The 21,749-nt window shown below is 58.0% G+C and carries 13 protein-coding genes, 1 pseudogene and 2 riboswitches; of the genes and pseudogenes, 7 read left to right on the top strand and 7 right to left on the bottom strand.

Annotation, left to right across the window (positions count from 1 at the left end):
• Positions 1 to 95 precede the first annotated feature (95 nt).
• The 3 genes and pseudogenes from AUK77_RS10790 to AUK77_RS10780 form a co-directional block, all read right to left on the bottom strand.
• Positions 96 to 776 (bottom strand): annotated as a pseudogene (locus AUK77_RS10790) (ABC transporter permease subunit); the annotation flags it as partial.
• 103 nt (positions 777 to 879) lie between these two features.
• Entirely contained in the window at positions 880 to 1,947 is a 1,068-nt protein-coding gene (locus AUK77_RS10785; RefSeq protein ID WP_296129368.1) for a putative urea ABC transporter substrate-binding protein, read from the bottom strand.
• Between the two features lie 63 nt (positions 1,948 to 2,010).
• Positions 2,011 to 2,124: riboswitch (guanidine-I (ykkC/yxkD leader) on the bottom strand.
• Positions 2,125 to 2,295: 171 nt separating this feature from the next.
• The gene (locus tag AUK77_RS10780) at positions 2,296 to 3,384 is read right to left on the bottom strand and encodes a putative urea ABC transporter substrate-binding protein (protein WP_296129362.1); all 1,089 of its coding nucleotides are present in this window, start codon (positions 3,382 to 3,384) and stop codon (positions 2,296 to 2,298) included.
• A 54-nt stretch (positions 3,385 to 3,438) separates the two neighbouring features.
• Positions 3,439 to 3,562: riboswitch (guanidine-I (ykkC/yxkD leader) on the bottom strand.
• A 299-nt stretch (positions 3,563 to 3,861) separates the two neighbouring features.
• Between AUK77_RS10780 and AUK77_RS10775 the strand changes: the two genes are divergently transcribed.
• A complete protein-coding gene (locus AUK77_RS10775) occupies positions 3,862 to 4,296 on the top strand; it encodes a hypothetical protein (RefSeq protein ID WP_296129361.1) in 435 nt (144 codons plus the stop codon).
• Between the two features lie 20 nt (positions 4,297 to 4,316).
• Here the strand turns inward: AUK77_RS10775 and AUK77_RS10770 are convergent, their stop codons facing one another.
• Positions 4,317 to 5,228, bottom strand: a complete 912-nt coding sequence (locus tag AUK77_RS10770; RefSeq protein ID WP_296129359.1) for a LysR substrate-binding domain-containing protein — start codon at positions 5,226 to 5,228, stop codon at positions 4,317 to 4,319.
• Between the two features lie 190 nt (positions 5,229 to 5,418).
• Between AUK77_RS10770 and AUK77_RS10765 the strand changes: the two genes are divergently transcribed.
• The 3 genes from AUK77_RS10765 (at position 5,419) to AUK77_RS10755 (ending at position 9,524) form a co-directional block, all read left to right on the top strand.
• A complete protein-coding gene (locus AUK77_RS10765; protein ID WP_296129356.1) occupies positions 5,419 to 7,125 on the top strand; it encodes a sulfatase-like hydrolase/transferase in 1,707 nt (568 codons plus the stop codon).
• 127 nt (positions 7,126 to 7,252) lie between these two features.
• Entirely contained in the window at positions 7,253 to 9,139 is a 1,887-nt protein-coding gene (locus AUK77_RS10760; protein ID WP_296129352.1) for an alkyl sulfatase dimerization domain-containing protein, read from the top strand.
• Positions 9,140 to 9,272: 133 nt separating this feature from the next.
• Positions 9,273 to 9,524 carry a DUF1145 domain-containing protein gene (locus AUK77_RS10755; protein WP_296129349.1) on the top strand — a complete coding sequence of 84 codons (252 nt, stop codon included), beginning with the start codon at positions 9,273 to 9,275 and terminating at the stop codon, positions 9,522 to 9,524.
• Between the two features lie 50 nt (positions 9,525 to 9,574).
• Here the strand turns inward: AUK77_RS10755 and AUK77_RS10750 are convergent, their stop codons facing one another.
• Positions 9,575 to 10,297 (bottom strand): potassium channel family protein, encoded by a 723-nt coding sequence (locus tag AUK77_RS10750; RefSeq protein WP_296129347.1) that lies wholly within the window; start codon positions 10,295 to 10,297, stop codon positions 9,575 to 9,577.
• A gap of 192 nt (positions 10,298 to 10,489) precedes the next feature.
• Here AUK77_RS10750 and lapD point away from each other — a divergent pair, with 192 nt between their 5' ends.
• Positions 10,490 to 12,424, top strand: a complete 1,935-nt coding sequence (lapD, locus tag AUK77_RS10745) for a cyclic di-GMP receptor LapD (protein WP_296129344.1) — start codon at positions 10,490 to 10,492, stop codon at positions 12,422 to 12,424.
• A 337-nt stretch (positions 12,425 to 12,761) separates the two neighbouring features.
• Here lapD and AUK77_RS10740 read toward each other — a convergent pair whose 3' ends face one another.
• The gene (locus AUK77_RS10740) at positions 12,762 to 13,100 is read right to left on the bottom strand and encodes a tryptophan synthase subunit beta (protein WP_296129342.1); all 339 of its coding nucleotides are present in this window, start codon (positions 13,098 to 13,100) and stop codon (positions 12,762 to 12,764) included.
• Positions 13,101 to 13,168: 68 nt separating this feature from the next.
• Positions 13,169 to 17,689 carry a retention module-containing protein gene (locus AUK77_RS10735; RefSeq protein ID WP_296129339.1) on the bottom strand — a complete coding sequence of 1,507 codons (4,521 nt, stop codon included), beginning with the start codon at positions 17,687 to 17,689 and terminating at the stop codon, positions 13,169 to 13,171.
• A gap of 322 nt (positions 17,690 to 18,011) precedes the next feature.
• On the opposite strand from AUK77_RS10735, the gene AUK77_RS10730 reads away from it, so the two are divergent.
• Both AUK77_RS10730 and AUK77_RS10725 read left to right on the top strand, forming a co-directional pair.
• Positions 18,012 to 19,355: a TolC family outer membrane protein gene (locus AUK77_RS10730; RefSeq protein WP_296129338.1), complete on the top strand. Its 1,344-nt coding sequence runs from the start codon at positions 18,012 to 18,014 to the stop codon at positions 19,353 to 19,355.
• Between the two features lie 250 nt (positions 19,356 to 19,605).
• Positions 19,606 to 21,741: a type I secretion system permease/ATPase gene (locus AUK77_RS10725; RefSeq protein ID WP_296129336.1), complete on the top strand. Its 2,136-nt coding sequence runs from the start codon at positions 19,606 to 19,608 to the stop codon at positions 21,739 to 21,741.
• Positions 21,742 to 21,749: the final 8 nt, after the last annotated feature.

Raw genomic sequence — 21,749 nt, 5'->3', positions numbered from 1 at the left:
CAGGTGAATAGCTCGACATTACAGCTCTCTTTGACGCCCCCGATCTATCGTTTTGATAAATCAGCTCAGGCGACAACTAGCCTGACACCGGGGGCCAGAAAGATGCGGTAGCCCAGACCGTCGGTTGAGGCGATGGCTTCGGCGGCAATCAAAAATAACCAGGCCGAGCCGAGCACCAGACGCAGGGCGATCAATAAGCGCGGCAGCAGTTGCGGCAGCACCACACGCAGGATCAGCGTCCAGGTGCTGGCCCCTAATGTTTGCGCCTTGATCAGAATCTCTTGAGGAATTTCTCGGGCGCGTTGCTCTAGGTCGCGGGCCAGGATCGGCGTAATGCCGATTACGATGAGCATGACCTTGGACAGCTCGCCCAGGCCAAAGACGATAAACAGGATCGGCAAAACGGCCAGCGGCGGCACCATCGACAGCACCGTCAGCAGGGGCGACAGCGGCGCACCGAACAGCGGGATAATCCCGGCGGCTATGCCTAAGCACAAGCCAACCAGTGCGGCGATGGCCACGCCCATGGCCAGTCGTTTAAGGCTGGCGGCGGTGTCCTGCCAGAACAGGTATTTGCCGCTGCGTTTGTCTTCGGTAAAGGCCAGCCGGTCCACCGCCGCGATCATCTGTGTGGCGCTGGGCAGCAGCTTGTCGTTGGGGTTGTCGGCCAGTCGCTGCGCCGAGCCTGCAAAATAGGCGAACAGCAGCAGGGCGAAGGGCAGCAGGATCAGCAGCAGGCGACCGCTGCGATCCGGGTGGCGGTTGATCAGACGCATGGCAAGCTCTCGAAGCAAGTGGGCGTAGGTTGGGTTGAGCCTGCGAAGCCCAACGAATGGCGGTGTTGGGCTTCGCAGGCTCAACCCAACCTACGTCATGGCATTACAGCGTGCCGTCAGCCGCCATCTGCATATAGCTCGGATCGAAGCGCAGTTTGAGGTTGCCGGTATCACCGGTGACCACGCCGTTGGCGAAGCTCATGCCGATGGCTTTGGCACTTTTCGCGCCTTCGCCGAGCAGTCCGTGGCTGTAGGAAAATTCAGCCACTTTGGTCATGGTTGCTGGCAGTTTCGGGCTGTTGGCGAAGGCCACGGCGTCTTTAGCGGAATAGAACATCTTGGTCGCGGCCAACTGCGCTTCATAACCGGCGAGGTCCGTGCCGGACGCTTTGGCCATGTGCTCGCGGGCCGCGATACCCGCTGGGGTGTCGGCACTCATGGTGGCCATGATTTCGTACCAAGCGCCGGTCAGGGCTTTGCCAAAGGCCGGGTTGTCTTTGAGGGTGTCGCTGTTGACCACCATCAGGTCAATGATTTCACCAGGGATCTGGCTGGAGTCGAACACCTTGGTCACGCCCGGCGTGGCTTCAATTTCGGCCAGCAGTGGGTTCCAGGTGGTTACGGCGGTGACATCACTGGTGGCAAAGGCGGCGACCAAGTCGGCGTCGGAGGTGTTGACCACCTTGATATCGCGCTCGCTCAGCCCGGCGCGTTCCAGGCCGCGTGCCAACAGGTAGTGGGACACGGAGAGTTCAACCAAGTTGACGTTCTGGCCCTTGAGGTCGCCCAAGGTCTTTTTCTCGCCTTTGAGCACCACGCCATCGTTGCCGTTGGAGAAGTCACCGATGATCAGTGCGGTGCTGTCCACGCCGCCCGCAGCGGGGATGGTCAGGGCGTCCATGTTGGTCATGGTGCAGCCGTCGAACTGGCCGGCGCTGTATTGGTTGATCGACTCGACGTAATCGTTGATCTGCACCACATCGATGCTGATGTCGTACTTTTTCGCCCATTTGTCGACGATGCCTTCAGCCGCGCCGTATTCCCAGGGCATCCAGCCGGCGTAGATGGTCCAGCAAACGCTGAAATCGGATTTCGGCGCAGCATGGCTGTTGACGCTGATGGCAGCGGCCAGGCCGGCGGCGAGTACTGAACACAGACGGGTCTTACGCATGGTGAAGCCTCCAGTTCGAGAAATACGGGCAGGAGTTCGCGGCGGATCCCACGGTGGGGCGCGTTCTCCCGGGCTTTTATCCCGCCGTGTAACCTCGAAGGAGGTCGCCAACTCTCGGACCAGTCACTCGGCTGTCTCTTGCGAAACAGCGGAGCCGGAACCCTAGTCAGCTATTGCAAATTGTCGTACCGCGAACCCGCTACAGCGGGGTGCTCCTGCATAACCTGTGTGTTGCGAACATCGTGCCAGTTCACTATTGGCGCAGGCCCGGTGTTTCTGTGGCTACGCCCGCCAGGTTGTGCGCCCTGGCGGTGCGTGTCGCGCTTAGCTGTGCTGCATTGTGGGGCGTTACAGGCTTTTGTCGGCGGCCATCTGCATGTAGCGCTCATCAAAGCGCAGCATCACGTTGCTGGCGTTGCCCAAGGTGCGTTCGCCGCTGAAGGCAATGCCGATTTTTTCCAGCCCTTTGCCATCATGGCCGAGCAGTTTTTGTTGATCGGCAAAGAGCGCGACCCGTTGCATCAACTCAGGCATCTTGTTGGAGCGGGTAAAGTTGAGTGCATAGCGCGCGGAGTAGAACGAGCGCAGGGTGTCGAGTTGCTGATTGAAATCATCCGCGGTGGTGCCCGCTGCACTGGCCATCTTGGCCCGCGCTGTGCGCCCGGCTTCGGTGGGCAGGCCCATCAGACGTTGGGTTTCAAACCAGGCGCCCGTCAGGGCTTTGCCCAGCTCTGGATGCGCTTGCAGCACGCGGCTGTTGACCACGGTCAGGTCAACAATCTCGCCGGGAATCAGGTTGGAGCTGAACACCTCGCTGACCTGTGCCCGCTTTTTGATGCTGGCCAGAATGGGGTTCCAGGTGATCACCGCGTCGCCTTGACCCGCCAGAAAAGCCTCGGCGATTTGCGTGTCGGACACGTGCTGGACGGTCACATCCTCCGGCTTGAGTAGGGCCCATTCCAGGGCGCGGCTGAGCAGGTAATGGGACACCGAGTTCTCCACCAGCAGGACGGTTTTGCCTTTGAGGTCCTGAATGGTCAGGCCGCCGCCGCGCAGCAGCAAGGCGTCCGCGCCGTTGGAAAAGTCGCCGACGATCAAGGCGGTGGAGTCCACCCCGGCGGCGGCCGGAATGGTCAGCGCGTCCATGTTGGTCATGGTGCAGGCGTCGAATTCGCCGGACGTGTAACGCTCGATCGAGCCGACATAATCCGGCACTTCACTGATCTCAACGCGAATGCCGTATTTGTCTGCCCATTTCTGCATGATGCCTTCGTTGGCGGCATAGCCCCAGGGCATCCAGCCGGCAAAGATCGACCAGCACAGCTTGAAGGTTTTCGGCTCGCTGCTGGCGTACGCCGGTTGCAGCAGCAGGGCGGCGAGCAGGCCGGTGGCAGTCAGGCGAATCAGTCGGCGGGTTAACAGCGTCAGGGTCAGCATGGGGAACCTCATGGCAGATAGCGGGTACGGGAAAGCGGACAGCAGGGCCGTGCGTTCTCCCGGGCTTTTATCCCGCCGTGTAACCCCATGACCGTGGTCATTGCCTGAGGTCGTCGACTCTCGGACCAGCCATTCGCCACCCGTTAAGGCGCGAACCGGAACCCTAGTCGACCATTGCTGTGTGTCCGGCTGCAGTGCCCTGCAGCCGTCCGCATTTCCTTGATGCACAAAGACTTAAGCGAGGACTGTGCCAGTTTTAAAACGATTTACTGCAACCGTGATTTTTTAGTGACTGAGTGCTGTTTTGCCGCATGGATTCGCTAAATGGCTACACCTGTTAGCACTGAAACAATTTGCAATGAAATCTGCTGCGCAGGGTGTGCGCACAGTAAGCCGGTTGCCGTTGTCTGATGCAGCGGGAGTGATCCCTGGCAGCGACAACGGTCACTGCCGTATTTGCGGTCGAAGGAGGCCGCTATGCCCTACAAAGCCATGTTGTTAGCGTTATTGATGTTATCGGTCAGCGGTTGCGCGGTTTATGGCGGTAGCGGGTATGCACACCGCGTCTATTACCAAGACGGTTACGATCAGCGTCATACCAATCCCTATTACCGCCAACCCCCACATCGGGTGTATGCCATACCGCCGCAGCGCTATTACACGCCTCAGTACCATATTCAGCACCCGGCACCGCATCGCTATGCACCGCGCTACTCCATCACCATCGAGCCGTCACGGCAGTACCGCGGGCATGCGGACTACCGCCGGATTGAACCGCACAACGGTTGGAATCAGTCACGGCGTGACGTTTACCGGGAGCGCCAGTGGCAGCGGTCGCATGGCCACGGTGGCTGGCAAGAAAACCACTCTCACCGGGATGACCGTCGCGGCTGGGAACGGCAACGTCAGTGACCCCCACGACTCCCGTGTGATCAAACCTGTGCCTGAGCGAAGAGTTGGTCTTCGTTCAGGATCGCTTCGCGGATGGCTTCGGCGGCTGGTGACAGGCTGTGACCGGCACGGCTGATCAGGGCGTAAGCCGACTGTTCAGTGAGCGTATCGGCCTGTAGCGGCAAACGGGCCAGACGCCCTGCCTGAATGTCGTCGGCCACCACATCCCACGGCGCGACGCTCAGCACATCGCTGTCGGCCACCAGCGCTTTCAGCACCATAAAGTTGTCGCACTGAATGCTCAGCGGCTGTTCGCGGCTGCTGAGCGCGCGCAGGTTTTGCTCCACGGCCTGCGGCAGTTGCGTGCCCGCCAGCGGGTAGTCGAGCAGGTCGTGCATACGCAACCCATCGTGTTGCAAGAGGGGGTGGTCGGGGCGGCAGAACAGCACGCCGTCGTGCCGTTGCAAAGGCTCGATGCACAGGTGTGGGTCGTCCAGCAGTTCGCGGCTGTCAGCCACAAACACCTCAAGGTCGTCATCCAGCAGGCGTTCGCGTAATTCCAGCCAGTTGCTAATGTGCAGGTGGATGCGCACCCGTGGGTAACGCTGCGCCATGCGCCCAACCGCCCGCGGCACCAAACGTGCGGCGGGGTAAGGACCCGCGCCCAGGCGTAAATCACCGGTTTGCAGATTGCCCAACTGGCTCACCGCATTTTTCAACGCACGGCTGCCCGCCAACAGGCGTTGGGCATGCTCGAGCACCAATTGACCGTGGGTGGTTAGGCTGATGCCGCGGCTGTGACGGTCAATCAGGCGGCAATCTAGGCTGGCTTCAAGCGCCTGAATGCTGCGGCTCAGCGCCGGTTGACTGAGGTGAATGGCCTCTGCCGCGCGAGCGAAGTGCCCATGCTCGGCCAGGGCGACGAAATGACGGAGTTGGCGGAGATCATTCATGCGTGGTGTGCATCGCTATTGGTTTTAGATTGCATTGGAACTATTGCGTCGACCTTGCCAGTCTGCCGAGGCCCCTCACAAGTATTTTCGTGATGCCAGCCTGGCATTGTTTCGACAGTCCGCTGCTGGCCGTCACGCTGCCGCCCGGGCTGCTTGGCCCCCATTGTTTGAGCGTGTCCGGGAGATACCGATGAAGCGTCGCGATTTAATCAAACTGGCAGGGACGGTCAGTGTCGCTGGTTTGGCCGCTCCGTTGCTCGGGGCACCCGCTGTGCAGCGTTCGGCCGGCCGTAAGCCGAATATCCTGCTGATTGTCACTGATCAGCAGCGCGCCCACCGCGATTTGCCCAGCGCCGTGCCGCTGCCCGGGCATGAGCGCTTGCTTAAGCGAGGGGTGAGTGTGGGCAATTTTCACGTCAATACCACGCCCTGTTCACCGTCACGTTCGGTGTTGTTCACCGGGCAGCACACCCAGCACACCCACATCACCGCCAACCTGGGTCTGCCGCCTTTTCGTGAGCTGTCGCCGAGCATTCCCACACTGGGTCATATGCTGCGCGAGCAAGGCTATCTGACGGCGTATAAGGGCAAGTGGCACCTTTCGCATATCGAGCACTCGAGCAACCTCACCTATGGCGTGGTCGAGCCGACTACTGAGGCGTTACAGCCCTATGGTTTCTCCGACTTCAACCTTAATGGTGACCCACATGGCTCGCTGATGACCGGTTTTATCTACGACAAGGTGACGGCCAGCGATACGGTCGATTGGCTGCAGCGCCATCGCGACGATGCGCAGCCCTGGTTTCTTGCCGTCAATTTTGTTAACCCGCACGACATCATGTTCTACAGCTCCGGCATCCATCAGGAACAGTCGCGCCTGCGCCGCAATTTTCTCGGCCCCCTCTCGTCGGGGCCGCGCACTGGGGTGTACGAGCAGCACTGGGGCCTGCCGTTGCCGAAAAGCTTCTACGCCGAGGATCTGTCGCGCAAACCTTGGGCGCAGCGCGCCGATGTCGAGTTATGCAACCACATTTATGGCCACCTCGATCCGGGTGATGAGGCTGCCTGGCAGGGCTTGCAGAGTTACTACCTGAACTGCGTGCGCGACGTTGACCAAAGCATCGAGCAGGTGTTGCTGGGGCTTGAAGCCAGCGGCCTGGCCGATAACACCATCGTCATGCTGACCGCTGACCACGGTGAGATGGCCGGCGCGCATCAATTACGGCAGAAAGGCCCGCATATGTATAAGGAGAACACGCGGGTTAACTTCATCGTCCGTCACCCGGATATTGCTCAGGGCTTCAGCAGTGAGGCGCTGGGTTCGACCGTTGATATCGTGCCGACTATTCTCGAACTGGCAGGCCTGGAACCTGCGGCCCAGGCCATACGCCACCCGCAGTTGGCTGGGGTGAGTCTGGCCGAAAGCCTGGGCGGTGCCTCGCGGCGTTCGAAGCGTGATGAGCGCGGTCACCTGTTTGACTGCGGCGTGACGATGTACCTCGACCCAGAGTTCAATGAGGCCCTGATGCGCGATCACGATCAGGTTACGCCGTGGACCATCATCAAGGAGTCGTTGCAACGTCTGCAGCCTGGGCCGTCTCTGGATAATCGCGCACTGCTGCGTGGCATCCATGACGGCCGCTATAAGTTCGCCCGCTATTTTGCAGCTTCCGATCATCATCAGCCCGAGGACTTAGCCACTTTGTTGGCGCGTAATGATCTGGAGTTGTACGACACCCAGAACGATCCGGACGAATTGCACAACCTGGCCAATGAGCCCACGTCACACCGTGCGCTAATCGAAGGCTTGAATACCCGACTCAATACGCTGATTGAGCGTGAGGTGGGGGTTGACGATGGTCGCGAGCATCCGGGGCCCAGCTTTTTATACAGCTAGGGGCCGCTCGTCCGTTATTGCCAAGTCTCTCCGGTTGATACCCTTGCGGGTCATGCTCTTGAGTGCGTGAGTGATGACGCGTTGTCCGGCCGGGGCGACGAAGCGTAGACATTGGCGGCGGTCTTTCATGCGCTCTGTGCATCGCTTGTTGATTTGGAATGCATTGGAATTATTGGCGTTGGTTGGCCAATCTTTCAGTACTGCCAATAACAATGAGCGCGACCCTATGTTTTTACTCAATCGAACGGCCGCAGTGCTGCTGAGCCTGGCGCTGCCCTTGACCAGCCAGGCGGCTTTGCCCAAGGAGCAGATTGCTCCATCCATCCACCCGGAATTGGCCGCGCACACCCAGCACTTCACGCAGAAGGTTTATCAGGTGGCGGGTAATGTGTACTCCGCCGTGGGCTGGCAACTGGGCAACGTGGCGATGATTGAGGCACCGGAAGGGCTGATTATCATCGACACGGGCGAGTCGGTGAGCGAGTCGCGCAAGATCATGGCCGAGTTCCGCAAAATCACCGACAAGCCGGTGAAAGCGGTGGTCTACACCCACTTTCACCCCGATCACATCAACGGCGTAAAGGCCTTTGTCACGGAAGAACAGGTGCGCAGTGGCGAGGTGCAGATCATTGCCCACGACACCCTGCTGGCCAATGTGGTCGCACAAGGTGCGTTGGTCGGGCCGATTCTTTCGGTACGCTCCGGCTACAGCTTCGGTGCGGCGTTGCCGGCCAGTGATCAGGAGCAGATGAATGCCGGCATCGGGCCGTTGGCGATTGTCGAAGCCTCAACCTTTATCGCCCCGACCTTGACCTTCAAGGACACACTCAACACGCGCATTGCTGGCCTAGACCTGCAGTTTTTGCACGTACCCAGCGAAGCGCCGGACGAAATCATCGTCTACCTGCCGGATAACCGCGTGCTGATCAGCGCCGAGGTGGAGCAGGGGCCCACGCTGCCGAATATCCACACCCTGCGCGGCACCAAATTCCGCGACCCGGTGGTGTGGGTCGAGAGCCTCGATAAACTGCGTGCCTTCAACGCCGAGCACATGGTGCCGCTGCACGGCCGGCCGGTGAGCGGGGCCGAGAATGTGGAAGAGGTGCTGCGCATGACCCGCGATGGCATTGCCTATATCCACGACCAAACCGTGCGCTGGATGAACAAGGGCCTGACTCCGGACGAGTTGGTCGAGAAGGTCAAACTGCCACCGCATTTGGCCGGTTACACCCCGTACCTGCGTGAGTACTACGGCACTGTAAAGCACAGCGTAAGGCAGATTTATAACGGCTACCTGGGCTGGTTCCAGGGTGATCCGGTGGCGCTCGACCCGCTACCACCCAAGGACAAGGCCGAGCGGTTGATCGAGCTGATGGGCGGGCGCGAAAAGCTCCTGCTGGCGGCTGGCAATGCGTACCTGAAAGGTGATTTCCAGTGGGCGGCGGAATTGGCCACCTACGCCATCCAAGTGGACAAAAAAGACACGCTGGCCCGTGACATCAAAGCGCGCAGCTTTCGCAAACTTGGTTACGCCAGCATGAACGTCAACTGGCGCAACTGGTACCTGACCAGCGCCATGGAGCTGGAAGGCAAGCTAGACGGTGAGGACGTGCAAGAGATGGCCCTGCAAATGCGCAGCGCGTTTCTTTCGCCCGACATGCTGAAAACCTTCCCGCCGCGCATCTTCCTGCAGAACTGGATCACCCGTGTGGACCCGGAAAAAGCCAACGATGTGCAGCTGACCCTGGGCTTTGATTTTCCGGATATCGGCGAGCAGTGGGCACTGGAAGTGCGTCGTGGCGTGGTGCAGTTGCACAAAGGGATTCCCGAGGGCACCCCGCTTAAGCTGACCCTCGACAAGACCTACCTGGACACCGTTATGAGCGGTGAAAACGGTCTGCTCAAAGGTGTGCTGCTGGGCGATGTAAAGGTCGACGGTAACCTGCTGGACATCAAGACCTTCCTCGGCTGTTTTGACTTTAGCGAAGCGCCGATAGCCCTGACCCTGCGTTAGTCGATGGTCAGCGGGCGAGTAGTGCGACCGCCCGCTGACCTAATCATCCTCTGTGCGCCTCAACCAAAGATCGGCAGGCGCGTCTTGGCATGCATTGCATACTCAAGCCTCCCTGAACCGAGGATTGTGAAACATGCATCTGTTGAGTTTTGCCAAAGGCGCGCTGGCGCTGTTCTGGCTGCTGGCGTTGGCCAACCTGTTTATCCCGCTGGGAGAGGTCTGGTATTGGCCAGTCAACCTGGCCGCCATCGGCATTTTGCTGGCGCATGTAGGCGAGTTACTGCTGTTCAAACAACGCCTGCAGCAGCGCCCGAACGTGTGGTTGGATCGCGCGCAGGTCATGCTGTTCGGCATGCTGCACCTGCAGAGCATTCCCAAGCGTTAGGCGCACATTGCGTTTAGCGACCCCCGGTCGGGCGACCCAACGCCCGACGTTTAGACGTCCGTGCCGCGATCATTGATCAGCATCAGGCTGCGTGCCACGGCGATGGCGATAAACATCACCCCTGCGACCGCTTCTGCGCCGGCCAGCAAGCGTGCCGCCGGGGCCAGCGCGTGAATATCGCCATAGCCGACGGTGGTGAGCGTGACCAGGCTGTAGTAGACGAAATCATCCAACTGCAAATCGCCGTGGCTGCTCCAAAAAGCATCCACCACCAGGCTGTTGACCATCTGGTAGGCCATGGCGAAGGCCAAGGCCAGCAGCAGATAAAACGCCAGCAGGCCGTAAATCAGCTCGCCCGTGACCGGGCGCTCGTGGGTGACGCGGTGAAACAGGGACGCGACCATGGCCACATAAAACACGAACAGCCCAATGCCATTGGTGAGATTGGCCGGCAGTTCGACCAGCTGCTCAAGCCCCAATAGCGCCATGTTGGTAAAGCCTAGAATCAGCACCAGACCGAGGAACATGTGCTTATGCCGCAGGGTGTTGATGGCCGTGACCACCACCAGCAGCAGGGCGGTCCATTGCAGCCACAACGGCGGGTGTGGCCAGCCCATGACCATCACCAGCAACACGCTGGCTGCAAACAGGAGGCGCAAGCGGAAGAGCAGCAAAAATTGTTCGAGCACCAATTGATCTCCACGAATAGGCGTGTGAGTGAAGCGTGTGTCCGCGCCGTAAAGTGCGGTGCGCGACTGAGAAGCGGAGGACATTTCGTCGTCAGCTGGTGTAGGGCAGAACATCAGTGGCGGGCGATGCCGAGTGCCGCCATGATAAACCCTATGTGTTAAGAGTACCGACTGGCACGGTTATGCCTCCGGATATAAATCCGATGCAGGTGCCAATGCTGTTTGTGTGGGAAAATGCGCGCCGAGTTGCCTCGCTGCATTCGTTAGGAGCCCTTGATGTCATTGTTCAAGCAGCTGTTTATTGCCATCTGCGTGCTGATGCTGGTGAATTTCACCGGCAGCTTTCTGGTCAGCGTTGAGAGCTCGCGCGAGCAGCAGGTCAATCAACTGCGCGCCCATGCGCAGGACACTGCCACCGCCTTGGGCTTATCGCTCGGCCCGCACGTGAATGACACGGCGATGATTGAATTGATGGTCAGCTCAATTTTCGACAGCGGTTATTTCGAGAGCATCCGCGTCAGCGATCCGGCCACTGGCGCGCTGCTGGTCGAACGCACGGGTGTCCCGGTCAGTGGTGAAGCCCCGCAATGGTTTGCCCGTCTGGTCAATCTGGCTCCGGCGCAGGGCGATGCGATTGTCAGCGATGGCTGGCGCCAGGCTGCGCACGTGCAGGTGGTGAGTCATCCGTTGTTTGCGGTCGGTAAACTGTGGCAAAGCACCCTGGGCAATCTGCTCTGGCTGACCCTGACCGGCGTGCTCTGCATCGCCTTGGGCGGCTTGCTTCTCAAGCGCCAACTGCGCCCGCTGGACTACATGGTCGAGCAATCCAATGCCATCGCCCGGCGCGAGTTTCTCAGCCTGCCTGAATTGCCGAAAACCCCGGAGTTTCGCCGTGTGGTCAACGCCATGAACCAGATGGTCGGCAAACTCAAAGCCTTGTTCGCCGAAGAAGCCGCACGCAGTGAAGTGCTGCGCGCCGAGGCCTATCAGGACAGCCTGACCGGCTTGGCCAACCGCCGCTATTTTGATTCACAACTGCATGCCCGCCTTAATGTTGAAGAGCAGGCCTGCAGCGGTTACTTGCTGCTGCTGCGCGTGAACGACCTGAGCGGCCTCAACCAACGTTTGGGCGGGCCACGCACCGATCAGTTATTGGTAGGCATTGCCGAGCAACTGCAACAACTCAGTCGGGGCCGTTTCATTCTGGCGCGCAACCGCGGCGGTGAATTTGCCCTGCTTGCGCCGGGCGTTGAGCGTCAAGAGGCGCAGCAATTGGCCGAGCAACTGGAGCAGATGCTGCATAGTCTGCAACAAACCGGAGCCAGCGATTGCACGCCGGTCGCCTACATGGGCCTGACCCGCTTTGCCCCAGGCGATGCTGAAGACGAACTGTATCGCACCCTCGACAGCGCCCTGACGCAGGCCGCCAGCCAAGCGCAGCCGAGCTGGGCCTTCAGTGAACTGACAGATCAGTCAGCCTCGGTGGATGAAGGGCAGGGCTGGTACCGTTTGCTTGATCAAGCCCTGGAACAGGGGCGTATTCAGTTGTACTTCCAGCCTGTGGTGGCCACTGCTGATCCAGCGTGCGTGCTGCACCATAAAGTGCTGGCGCGGGTGCTGGATGAGCAAGGCGTGGTGATCCCCGCCGGGCGTTTCCTGCCTTGGCTGGAGCGCTTTGGCTGGGCCGCCAGACTGGACGCCGTGATGCTTGAGTTGGTCCTGAAAAACCTGCAGCAGCAACCCATGAAGGTGGCCCTCAGCCTCTCTGGCAGCTGTATTCGCGAACCCCAGGCGCTGGCTGGTTTGTATGCCCAGTTGCAGAACCATCGCGCCCTCAGCGCCTATCTCACCTTGGAGCTGGATGAAGACCAACTGCCGGATCAAGCCGCGCTGGAAAACCTGACCCAACGCCTGCGCACACTGGGTTTCGGCCTGGGCCTGCAGCATTTTGGCGGACGCTTCAGCATGATCGGTAACCTCGCCAAGCTTGGCCTTGGCTACCTCAAGGTCGATGGCAGCTACATCCGCGGCATCGATCAGGAAAACGACAAACGCCTGTTTATCGAAGCCATGCAACGCGCGGCCAACAGCATCGACCTGCCGCTGATTGCCGAGCGTGTGGAAACCGAAGGCGAATGCCAAGTGTTGCGTTCAATGGGTATTAGCGGCGTTCAAGGTCGCTTGTTTGGCGAACCAGCCCCTTGGCGTTAACAGCAGATTTTTGTAGTAGGTGCGTGACTGCTCGCGAGTTGTTTGAGCGTGACGCATCGCAAAGTCCGACCAGCTTCGATTCGTCGTCGTTGATCATGTCGTAGACCGTAGCCTGGATTAGCGCAGCGTAATCCGGGTTGCGATGGCTCTGCTGACAGAATGATTCCGGATTTAATCCGAACTCCCAGCCCCTGGGAGTGGGCGTGCTCACAAAATGAACGGTCTCATCCTGTGTGCAGGGTGGCAGTCTGTAGTCTGGATTAGCGCCAACGTAATCCGGGGCGCGATCGATAAGCCGACCAATATTCCTGATCCCGCGTGCAAGGCGGCAGAATACTTAGATCAGCCCCGACTCGTCGTCGTTGATCAATCGATGCAGCCCACCCAACGCATCGCGCGCCTTGCTGCGGCCGACCAGCTTGCTTTGCGCCGCTTCCGGCAAATCAGTAATGCGCACCACACCCTTGCGAATCAGCACGGTAATCAAGTCTTCCAGCACCCGGATCATGTCCAGGTCGCTCTGCTTGAGCTTGAGCAGGCTGCTTTCGACCGACTGATTGGCAAACCACGCCTGAGCCTCCTGGCTATCGGCCAGCAGTTCATCGTCCATCCCCTCAAACGGGGCGGCCTCCACCTGTTGCAGGTTACCCCAGGCATCTCGTTTTACATACAACATCTACCGCTCCTTGCCTCTGTGGCCACCCCAAACAACCCCGCTACCTCATGGTAGCGGGGTGGTTGGTATCAGCTATGGTCGATTTTGATCAGCGGATCAGCACCGGCTATCAACGAGTTAACCAAGTCAGCCTGGCTGAGGTTGTTTGGGTTGATATTGAAGTTACCGCCGCTGCCGTTGTCCAATTCGATGGTTACATCAGCATTGCTGCCAGTATCGTTGAGCCCGCCCGTGGTGCTCACCAACAGCGTGGAGGTGGTGGTATCCACACGCAGGTAGTTGAGGATGTTGCCGTCGTTTTCACCTTGTAGCAGATCACTCAGATCAATGCGGTCGCCTTGAGTGGGGTTTAGGTCTTGAATGACATCCCTACCGCCAGACGTGTTCAGGTCGCCCCGCTGCCATACAAAGAGATCCCGATCAGCACCCCCATTCAGAGTATCGTTACCGAGACCACCCCGCAGGATGTCATCGCCTGCACCACCATTGAGAATATCGTTGCCGGTTTCGCCGTTGAGGAAGTCGATACCAATCCCTCCATTGAGGGTGTCGTTGCCAATCCCACCATACAGATGATCGTTACCAGCATCGCCGTTGAGCGTGTCGTTACCACTACCCCCGTAAATCAGGTCATTACCGCCATCACCGCTAAGGGTGTCATTGCCGTTATACCCACGTATGAGGTCATTACCTGTTGTACCGGTAAGCGTGTTGTCTGCAACAGTGGCGTTGGTGAGTGTATTGCTGGTCGCGTTGATGGTGACACTGAACGACTGCGAACTGCTGGCCGTCTGGTTGATTGCTGTTTCTGTGGCAGTCCCCGTCAGTGTGAGGTTGAGCGTACCGGTGAAGCCAGCAGGCGGAAGCAGGTGCAGGTTGCTCAGGTCGCCAGCGGTTAAGGTCCAACTGCCGTTACCATTGTTAGTGCCAGCGCTCAAGGCTGCGCCAGTCGGCAGTCCTGACAGCACCAAGTTTAATGATTCAGATCCGTCCCGATCGGCCAGTTGGGCTGCGAGAGACAGGGCTATAGGTGCGCCGTAAAGCGTGGCGTTACCACTCTGAGTGAAAGAGGTATTTGTTAAAGACAGAGATGAGTCTTTGATCCTGTCACCGCCATTAAGTACCAACCAGCTGAAGCTGTAGTTACCGGTCTGGGTAGCGGTGTAATTAAAGGTACCGTTACTGGTGAAAGCTGGGAACTTCGATTCCGAAGAGTCCACCAAGAAGGCATTTCGAGCCCCTGAAGGATCGGTCACGATCAACACGACTAAGTCGTTAAAGCCGCTAGATACTTCCCCGCTTTCGTTCTCGCCATTAGAGAAGGAATAGCTCCAGTTAACAGTTGTACCACTGGTCAAACTGTAGTTGGCGTAAGTGACTTTCCCGTCCTGTACGTTAACGAAACCAGGGTCATTGACCTGTGTGCCCGCGGGGTCAAAACGGTCATCAAGAAAGCCTGCAGTCAGGCCAAGTTCTGATTCCAAGTTGGCTTGCGAGATACCCTCTCCAACGTCAATTGCCACCGTATTGACTGGGGTGTCAGTGTTACCCGTTGAGATAACCGTAGCACCAGGGTTCAGCACAAATATATTGGCCACAGGAGAAATCAGCGGAGCATCAGCCTGTGGTGCGACCGTCACGTTAACTTGGGCATTCGAAGTGCCGCCTTTACCATCACTGATGCTGTACTGGATCTGCGCTGTACCACTGAAATTGATGGCAGGGGTAAAAATCAAGGTGTTGTCATTGATCACAACAGTGCCGTTGCTGGTTGTAGCACTGGTAACGCTCAGGCTATCGCCGTCAACATCGCGATCATTGGTTAACACGTTTATGGTGATACCCGTGTCTTCATTGGTCGTAATGTTATCGACAACCGCCACTGGCGCATCGTTCACCGCCTTAATGCCAAGCGTTACAGTGGCTGTAGAAAGTCCACCACGGCCGTCACTGACCGTATAAGTAAAGGTGGCGGGACCGTTGTAGTCAGCGCTTGGCGTGAATCGAACATTACCGTCAACCAACGCGACCGTGCCATTAGTCGCCCCTTGCACGCTCACAATGCTGATTGCGTTGCCATCCGGGTCGCTGTCGTTGCCCAGTAGTGTGGCTGGAGTGATAGTCAGCGCTTGATCTTCGTTGGTCACCAACGCCGGGTTTTCATGCTGTAACGAACTTCCCCCCAATACGCTGTAGGTACCGCCTGCTGGGCGCAGTTCAACGTTTAAACGTGCTGCACCGCCTTGATCCCAGTAAATAATCTCAACCTGTTGCGCTCCACCTTGTGTAATGGTGAAGGCCAGCGACTCTCTGGGGGTAGCCCCTTGGTTGGCATTGAACTCGGCAACTGTCTGGCCATTGATCCGGATGCTATAGCCATCATCAGCGGTTACACGGAACTGATAAGTACCGGCTGCAAGGTTAACGATGCCATTAAGTTTGATAATGGCATCGGAAGTAGTACCAGGATCAGTCGACAAGCTGCCGGCGTCGCTGTTGAGGAAGGCTTGCAAATTGGTGCCAACCCCCAAGCCAGTGCTGAACGAACCGCCATAATTCAAGCTGGTGGCGATAAAGGTGGCAGAAGGTGCATTGCCATTGGCAAAGGCTTCAACCTGGCTCAGGTTGGTTAGGTTGGTCCCGTTTGTTCCTTCGTTATAGCCAAAGTACTGACCTACCAAACCGGAGATCAGATAGGTGTCATTGATGGCTATCGGATCGCTATTGAGACTCAGGCTGCCCGCACTGCCTACGTTACCTACCAGATCGGTATAGCTGCCTGCAGGCAGACTGACACTCGGCGAGCCCCCCCCCGTCGAGGTGAACGTAGCTGTCCAGACAGCTGGATTGCCAGCCGACTGAACCAGATTGCTGATCGTACCGCCCGTTGGGACGATATCGCCTGCAGTAAAACCGGTCACCACTTCGTTGAACGTAAAGGTCAGCGTAGTTGTTTCACCGGCCGACAGATTGCTGTCGATGGTACTGATGACCACGCTTGGGCCTGTGGTGTCGATGGTGACTTCACCATTGGTGATGTCGGTGGCGGTGTTGCTGGCGGCATCGGTCACGGTGGCGGTGACGTCGTAGGCCTGCCCATTAACGAACTGGCCCAAGGTGCCGGAAGCGGGCACGGCCGAGCCGGTGTCGATGCTCCAGGCGCCGTTGACGACCGCAACATTGGTGTAGGTGGCGCCATTGACGACCACGGTCAGGGTCTCGCCGGCGGCCAGGGTGGCGGTACCGGTGATCACCGGGGTGGTGTCATTGGTGATCTGGGTGTTGACCACCGGCACGCTTGGCGCGCTGGTGTCGATGGTTCCGTTATCGGCGGCATTACCGGTATTTCCGGCTGTATCGGTCACGCTGGCCGTAACATTGTATGGTCCGTCAGTTAGAGCAGAAGGTACATCAACACTGAATGTGCCGCCGTTAGCCACGGTGGTGAAGGTAAACGTGTTCGAGCCTTGGGTGATGGTTAGGGTAATCGTACTTCCGTCTGCGGCATCTGTGGTGCCGTTAATAGCGGGTGTTGCATCGTTAACGTTATCTGGGGCGTTGACAGTGATGACGGGCGGAGTAGTGTCTAGGATAAAAGTGAGGCTTGAAGTCGGTGAAGTGTTGCCAGCTATGTCAGTCTGGCGCACTTGAATGGTGTTGCTACCTTCCACTGCTACCGGTGCAGCGGGGCTCCATGTAACTCCGTCAGTACTGAACTCAACAACCGCGCCGGGCTCTGCGCCGCCGACGTTATACGTACCATCGTTAGTAATCCGATCCCCAGGCGTACCACTATCTGAATTGAGTGTGAGTGTGGGAGCTATTACTTGAGTGTCGAGCGTAAAAACAATAGATGCTGAGGGTGATGCATTGCCTGACGGGTCAGTCTGACGAACCAATACTGAATTAACCCCCTCAATCGGAGTGAAGGAGTTGGTCCACGTAGCACCGCCATCGGTGCTGTACTCAACGAGTGCTCCTGGCTCAGTGTTGCCAATAATAAGGTTGCCATTGTTAGTGATGAGGTCAGTTGTATTGGCGCCACTATCGATGGCAAGAACAACGTTAGGGGCTATCGGCGAGGTCGTGTCCGGAAGAGCGTTAACGGTTATCTGCTCGTTTGCTCCAATGAGTTCAGTTTGCGTCGTCCCGCCAAACCCCGTCCCCGCCGTCTCAAAACCAATGGTCGGATCCAGTTGTTCGCCAGTTTCATTCAGCAATACAAAACTATGACCGCCACCAGCCGCACCACCGGTATTGCCACCCGCGCTTGGGCCAGCAGCTGGTGCTTCGAGATCGGTGGTGGGGTCGAAGCCGGCGGCGAGGGCTTGTTCTAAATCGGTGTCTGGAGCGCTTTCATTTGATGCAGTTTGTTCGGTGTCAGGGGCTGCTTGCCAGCCGCTGTTTTGCCCCACGGTTACGATTTCACCATCAGCCAGTTCCAGCGTGACTTCACCGCCCAGCCCGGTCAGGATCTGCTCACCTTTGAGCAGGCGCTCGCCTTCAAATACCTGGCGCTTGATACCGTCCAAAGATACGGCGAAAACCTGACCAACAAGGCTTTTAACAATGGCGATGAAAGTGCTCATAAATCGGGCTCCGAACTAGGCGCGTAAAATCGTTGAGTAATAGTGACGCCATTTGTTGTTTGTGGCGTTACAAGGCTGACAAATTTATGCCGTCACTTTTTTGGCTATAACGCTATGGAATTAACCATATGCCAAACTATTGACCAAGTGTTCGCGATAATAAACAATGCGCGTGCTGATGTCACTTTGATATTGGCTGCTGTGCTTTGTGATGGCTGTCACGTTTGTAAGTTGTTTATGTATTCTGTGCCACCCTGCGTCAAGCGCGTTGCGTCTTAAATTGCGCCACGTTTCTGGATCGTCTGAAAGGAGCTTCATTTACATGCGTTTTCTAGCACTGTTTCCTCTTGCTTTGGCTGTCTCGTTGGCTGCCCATGGTCAAACTATAAATGAAGCGATGCAGAGTGCTTTAGAGGTGCATCCAGAGATCCAGGCCGGCATTCATGCACGGTTGTCGGTTGAGGAGCAGATGAAGGCAGCCAAAGGCGGTTACTTGCCGCAGGTCGATCTATTGGCCGGCTATGGCCGCGAAGGCACTGATAGCCCCGGTACGCGTGGCCTTACGCACAACACTGAAACCTTGACGCGTGGCGAGTCCAGCTTGCGCTTGCAGCAAATGGTTTTTGATGGATTCGCCACCCGCAGCGAAGTAGGTCGTCAGCGTGCAACAGTCAATGCGCGCGCCTATGAGTTGCTGGGTACAGCGGAGCGCACAGCTTTGACGGTCGCACAGGTGTATTTGGATATGCTGACTCGCCAGGAGTTGGTGCGTTTGGCTGAGAATAACCTGGCCAGCCACGAGCGCATTTATGACCAGATCACACTGCGTAGCCAGAGTGGCGTAAGCCGCACTGCTGACCTCGACCAGGCTGAGGCCCGCTTGGCCCAGGCGCGCAACAATTTGATCACCGAGCAGACCAATCTGGCGGATGCGCGTGTCAATTATTTCAGTGTGGTGGGGAATGATCCTGGCCAGCTCATCCGTCCTGCCAGTCTGCTGGGGCAATTACCGGACACTTTGCAGGTCGCTCGACAGGAAATGCTCGTCAATAATCCGTTGCTGAGTTCGGCCGAGTCGGATGTTCAAGCGGCCGAACAGCAATACGAGGCGGCCAAGTCAAGTTTCTATCCGCGTGTTGATGCTGAACTGTCGCGTGGTATGGACAACAACCTGGACGGCACCAGTGGCCACAGCAATGAATGGCAAGCCATGTTGCGTATGCGCTACAACTTGTTTGCCGGTGGCAGCAATAAAGCAGACTTGCAGTCCAAGGCTTACCAGACCAATCAGGCCATGGATATTCGCAATAACGCCCTGCGCGTATTAAACGAAGAGCTTGGCTTGGCCTGGAACGCCATGGACAACGCCCGCCAGCAGTTGCCGATTGCGCAGCAGTATGTTGATTACAGCACCCGCGTGCGTGAGTCTTACCAGAAGCAATTCACCCTCGGTGACCGCACGCTGCTCGACCTGCTCGACAGTGAGAATGAATTGTTTACCGCTTCGCGCCGTCTTGAAGAGGTGCGCTTTGTTGAGCAGTTCACTCAATACCGCATCAAGGCGACCACGGGTTCTCTGCTCAAGGCGCATGGTGTAGTTGCGCCAATGGCCGCTGCACCGCTGGACGAAGTTAAATCTCAGGCAAGCTTGCCAAGCTTGAATTAATGCGCGTCCGGTTGACGGGCTAGTATCGGGACACGCAGCATGCAGTGCTTAGGCCTGTAGCTGCGTGTTTTGTGCGTAAAATCCTGTGGTTATGGGGCTAAGCTGATCAATCACTTAACCTGCGTTATGTTTAAGCAGGTCGATATCAGCCGCAGCCTGCTATGCCCAGTGGTGTGCGCCTAGGCTGTGCCTAACCGTCAACAGTGTTAATTGAGTGCGAGTGAATCCTGTGGCAGTAGAGCCAAGCCCGATGCAAACCCGTAGCGACCCACGTGACCGCTACGACGATCCTCTACTCGATAGCCTGCTTTCCCTGTGCAGCCTGCATCAGAAGTCCGTCAGCCGGGCTATGTTGACGGCTGGGCTGCCGCTTCCTGAACAACGCTTGAGTGCTGAGTTACTCCCTCGTGCGGCTGCACGTGCGGGGTTGCAAGGCCGCTGGTTGCGTCGTGCGTTGGGCAAGATCCCGCCGCTGGCCATGCCCGCCTTGTTGCTGCTCAAAGAAGGGCGCAGCGCCATCTTGCTGGGGTGGGATGAGCAAGGCCAGGCGCGCATCATGCTCAGTGAAAGTGAAGGCGGCGAGGTGCATGTGAGCGCCGAGGTGCTCGCTGAGGATTACAGCGGCCGTGTGTTCTTTGCTCAGCCTCAGCATAAGTTTGACTTCAATCGCGGAGAGATGATCCCGCGCGCCACGTCCTGGTTTCGCGACACCCTCAAACGTTCGCGCTGGCTGTACATCGATGCCATTGCTGCCAGTCTGTTGATCAACCTGATTGGTTTAGCCACGCCGCTGTTTGTCATGAACGTCTACGACCGCGTGGTGCCCAACCAAGCCGAAGCCACCCTGTGGGTCTTGGCGATTGGTATCACCGGGGTGTTTTTCTTCGATCTGCTGCTGAAAACCTTACGCGGTTTATGCCTCGACCTGGCCGGTAAAAAGACCGACTTGATCATCTCCGCCACGCTGTTCGAACGCATCGTCGGCATGGCCATGAAATTTCGCCCGGCGCGGGTTGGCAGCTTTGCGCAGAACATCCACGAGTTTCAGAGCCTGCGCGATTTTCTCGCTTCGCTGACCTTAGCCAGCGTGATTGACCTGCCGTTTACCCTGCTGATTCTGGCCGTCATTGCCATGATTGGTGGGCATCTTGTGTGGATTCCGGTGCTGGCCTTTCCGTTGGTGGCGTTGATCGGCTGGGCCTTGCAGCGTCCGTTGGCCGAGACCATGCAGCGCACCATGGCCCTGGCCGGTGAGCGCCAGTCGAGCCTGATCGAGAGCCTGGCCGGGTTGGATGCGGTCAAAGTGAACAATGCTGAAAGTGAGCGTCAGTACCTCTGGGAGCAGACCATTGGCACCTTGAGTCGCCTTGAACTGCGCGCGCGCATGCTGTCGAGTCTGGCGATGAACGCCACCCTGCTGGTTCAGCAATTGGCGGGCGTGGTGGTGGTCGTGCTGGGCGTGTACCAGATCATGGCGGGTAACTTGAGCATGGGCGGTTTGATCGCCTGTTACATGCTCACCAGTCGCGCCCTAGGGCCCTTGACGCAGGTTTCTGGGTTGCTGACCCGCTACCAGCAGGCGCGCGTCACCCTGGATTCGGTCAACCAGATGATGGAATTGCCGCAGGAGCGCCACGCCGATGAGCGCCCGCTCAAGCGCCAGTCACTGCAGGGTGCGATTGAGTTTCGCCAGTTGGATTTCCACTACCCCGATCAACAGCAGGCGGCGTTGGTGGGCATCAACCTGAGCGTTCGCCCGGGGGAAAAGATCGGCATTATTGGGCGCAGCGGTTCAGGCAAAAGTTCGCTGGCCAAGCTGATTGTTGGCTTGTATCAGGCCGATGCCGGCAGTTTGCTGGTGGACGGTATTGATGTGCGCCAGTTGGACGTCAGCGATTTGCGCCACAACATCGGCTATGTGCCGCAGGACATTCAGCTGTTTAGTGGCACCCTGCGCGATAACTTGGTCAGCGGCGCGCGCTACGTTGAGGACGAGTTGGTGTTGCAGGCGGCCGAGTTGGCGGGTGTGCACGAATTTGCCCGTCTGCATCCCAAAGGCTACGAGTTGCAAGTGGGCGAGCGCGGCCAGAACCTGTCCGGCGGGCAACGGCAGAACGTCGCCTTGGCTCGGGCGCTGCTGCTTGATCCGCCCATACTGCTGCTCGATGAACCCACCAGCTCCATGGACAACACCGGCGAAGAACGTCTTAAGCAGCGTCTATCGGCGGTCATCGGCACCAAGACCCTGCTGCTGGTCACGCACCGCGCTTCCATGCTGTCGCTGGTTGATCGTCTGATCATTGTTGATCGCGGGCAGATCATTGCCGATGGTCCAAAAGGCAGCGTTATGGAAGCACTGAAGAAGGGGCAGATCAGTGTCAGCTAAAGCACCTG

The sequence above is a fragment of the Pseudomonas sp. Ga0074129 genome, from assembly GCA_001465025.1.
Lineage (GTDB): Bacteria > Pseudomonadota > Gammaproteobacteria > Pseudomonadales > Pseudomonadaceae > Aquipseudomonas.
The sequence above is the reverse complement of the archived record's forward strand: the minus strand, read 5'-3'. Positions and strand labels throughout refer to the sequence as shown.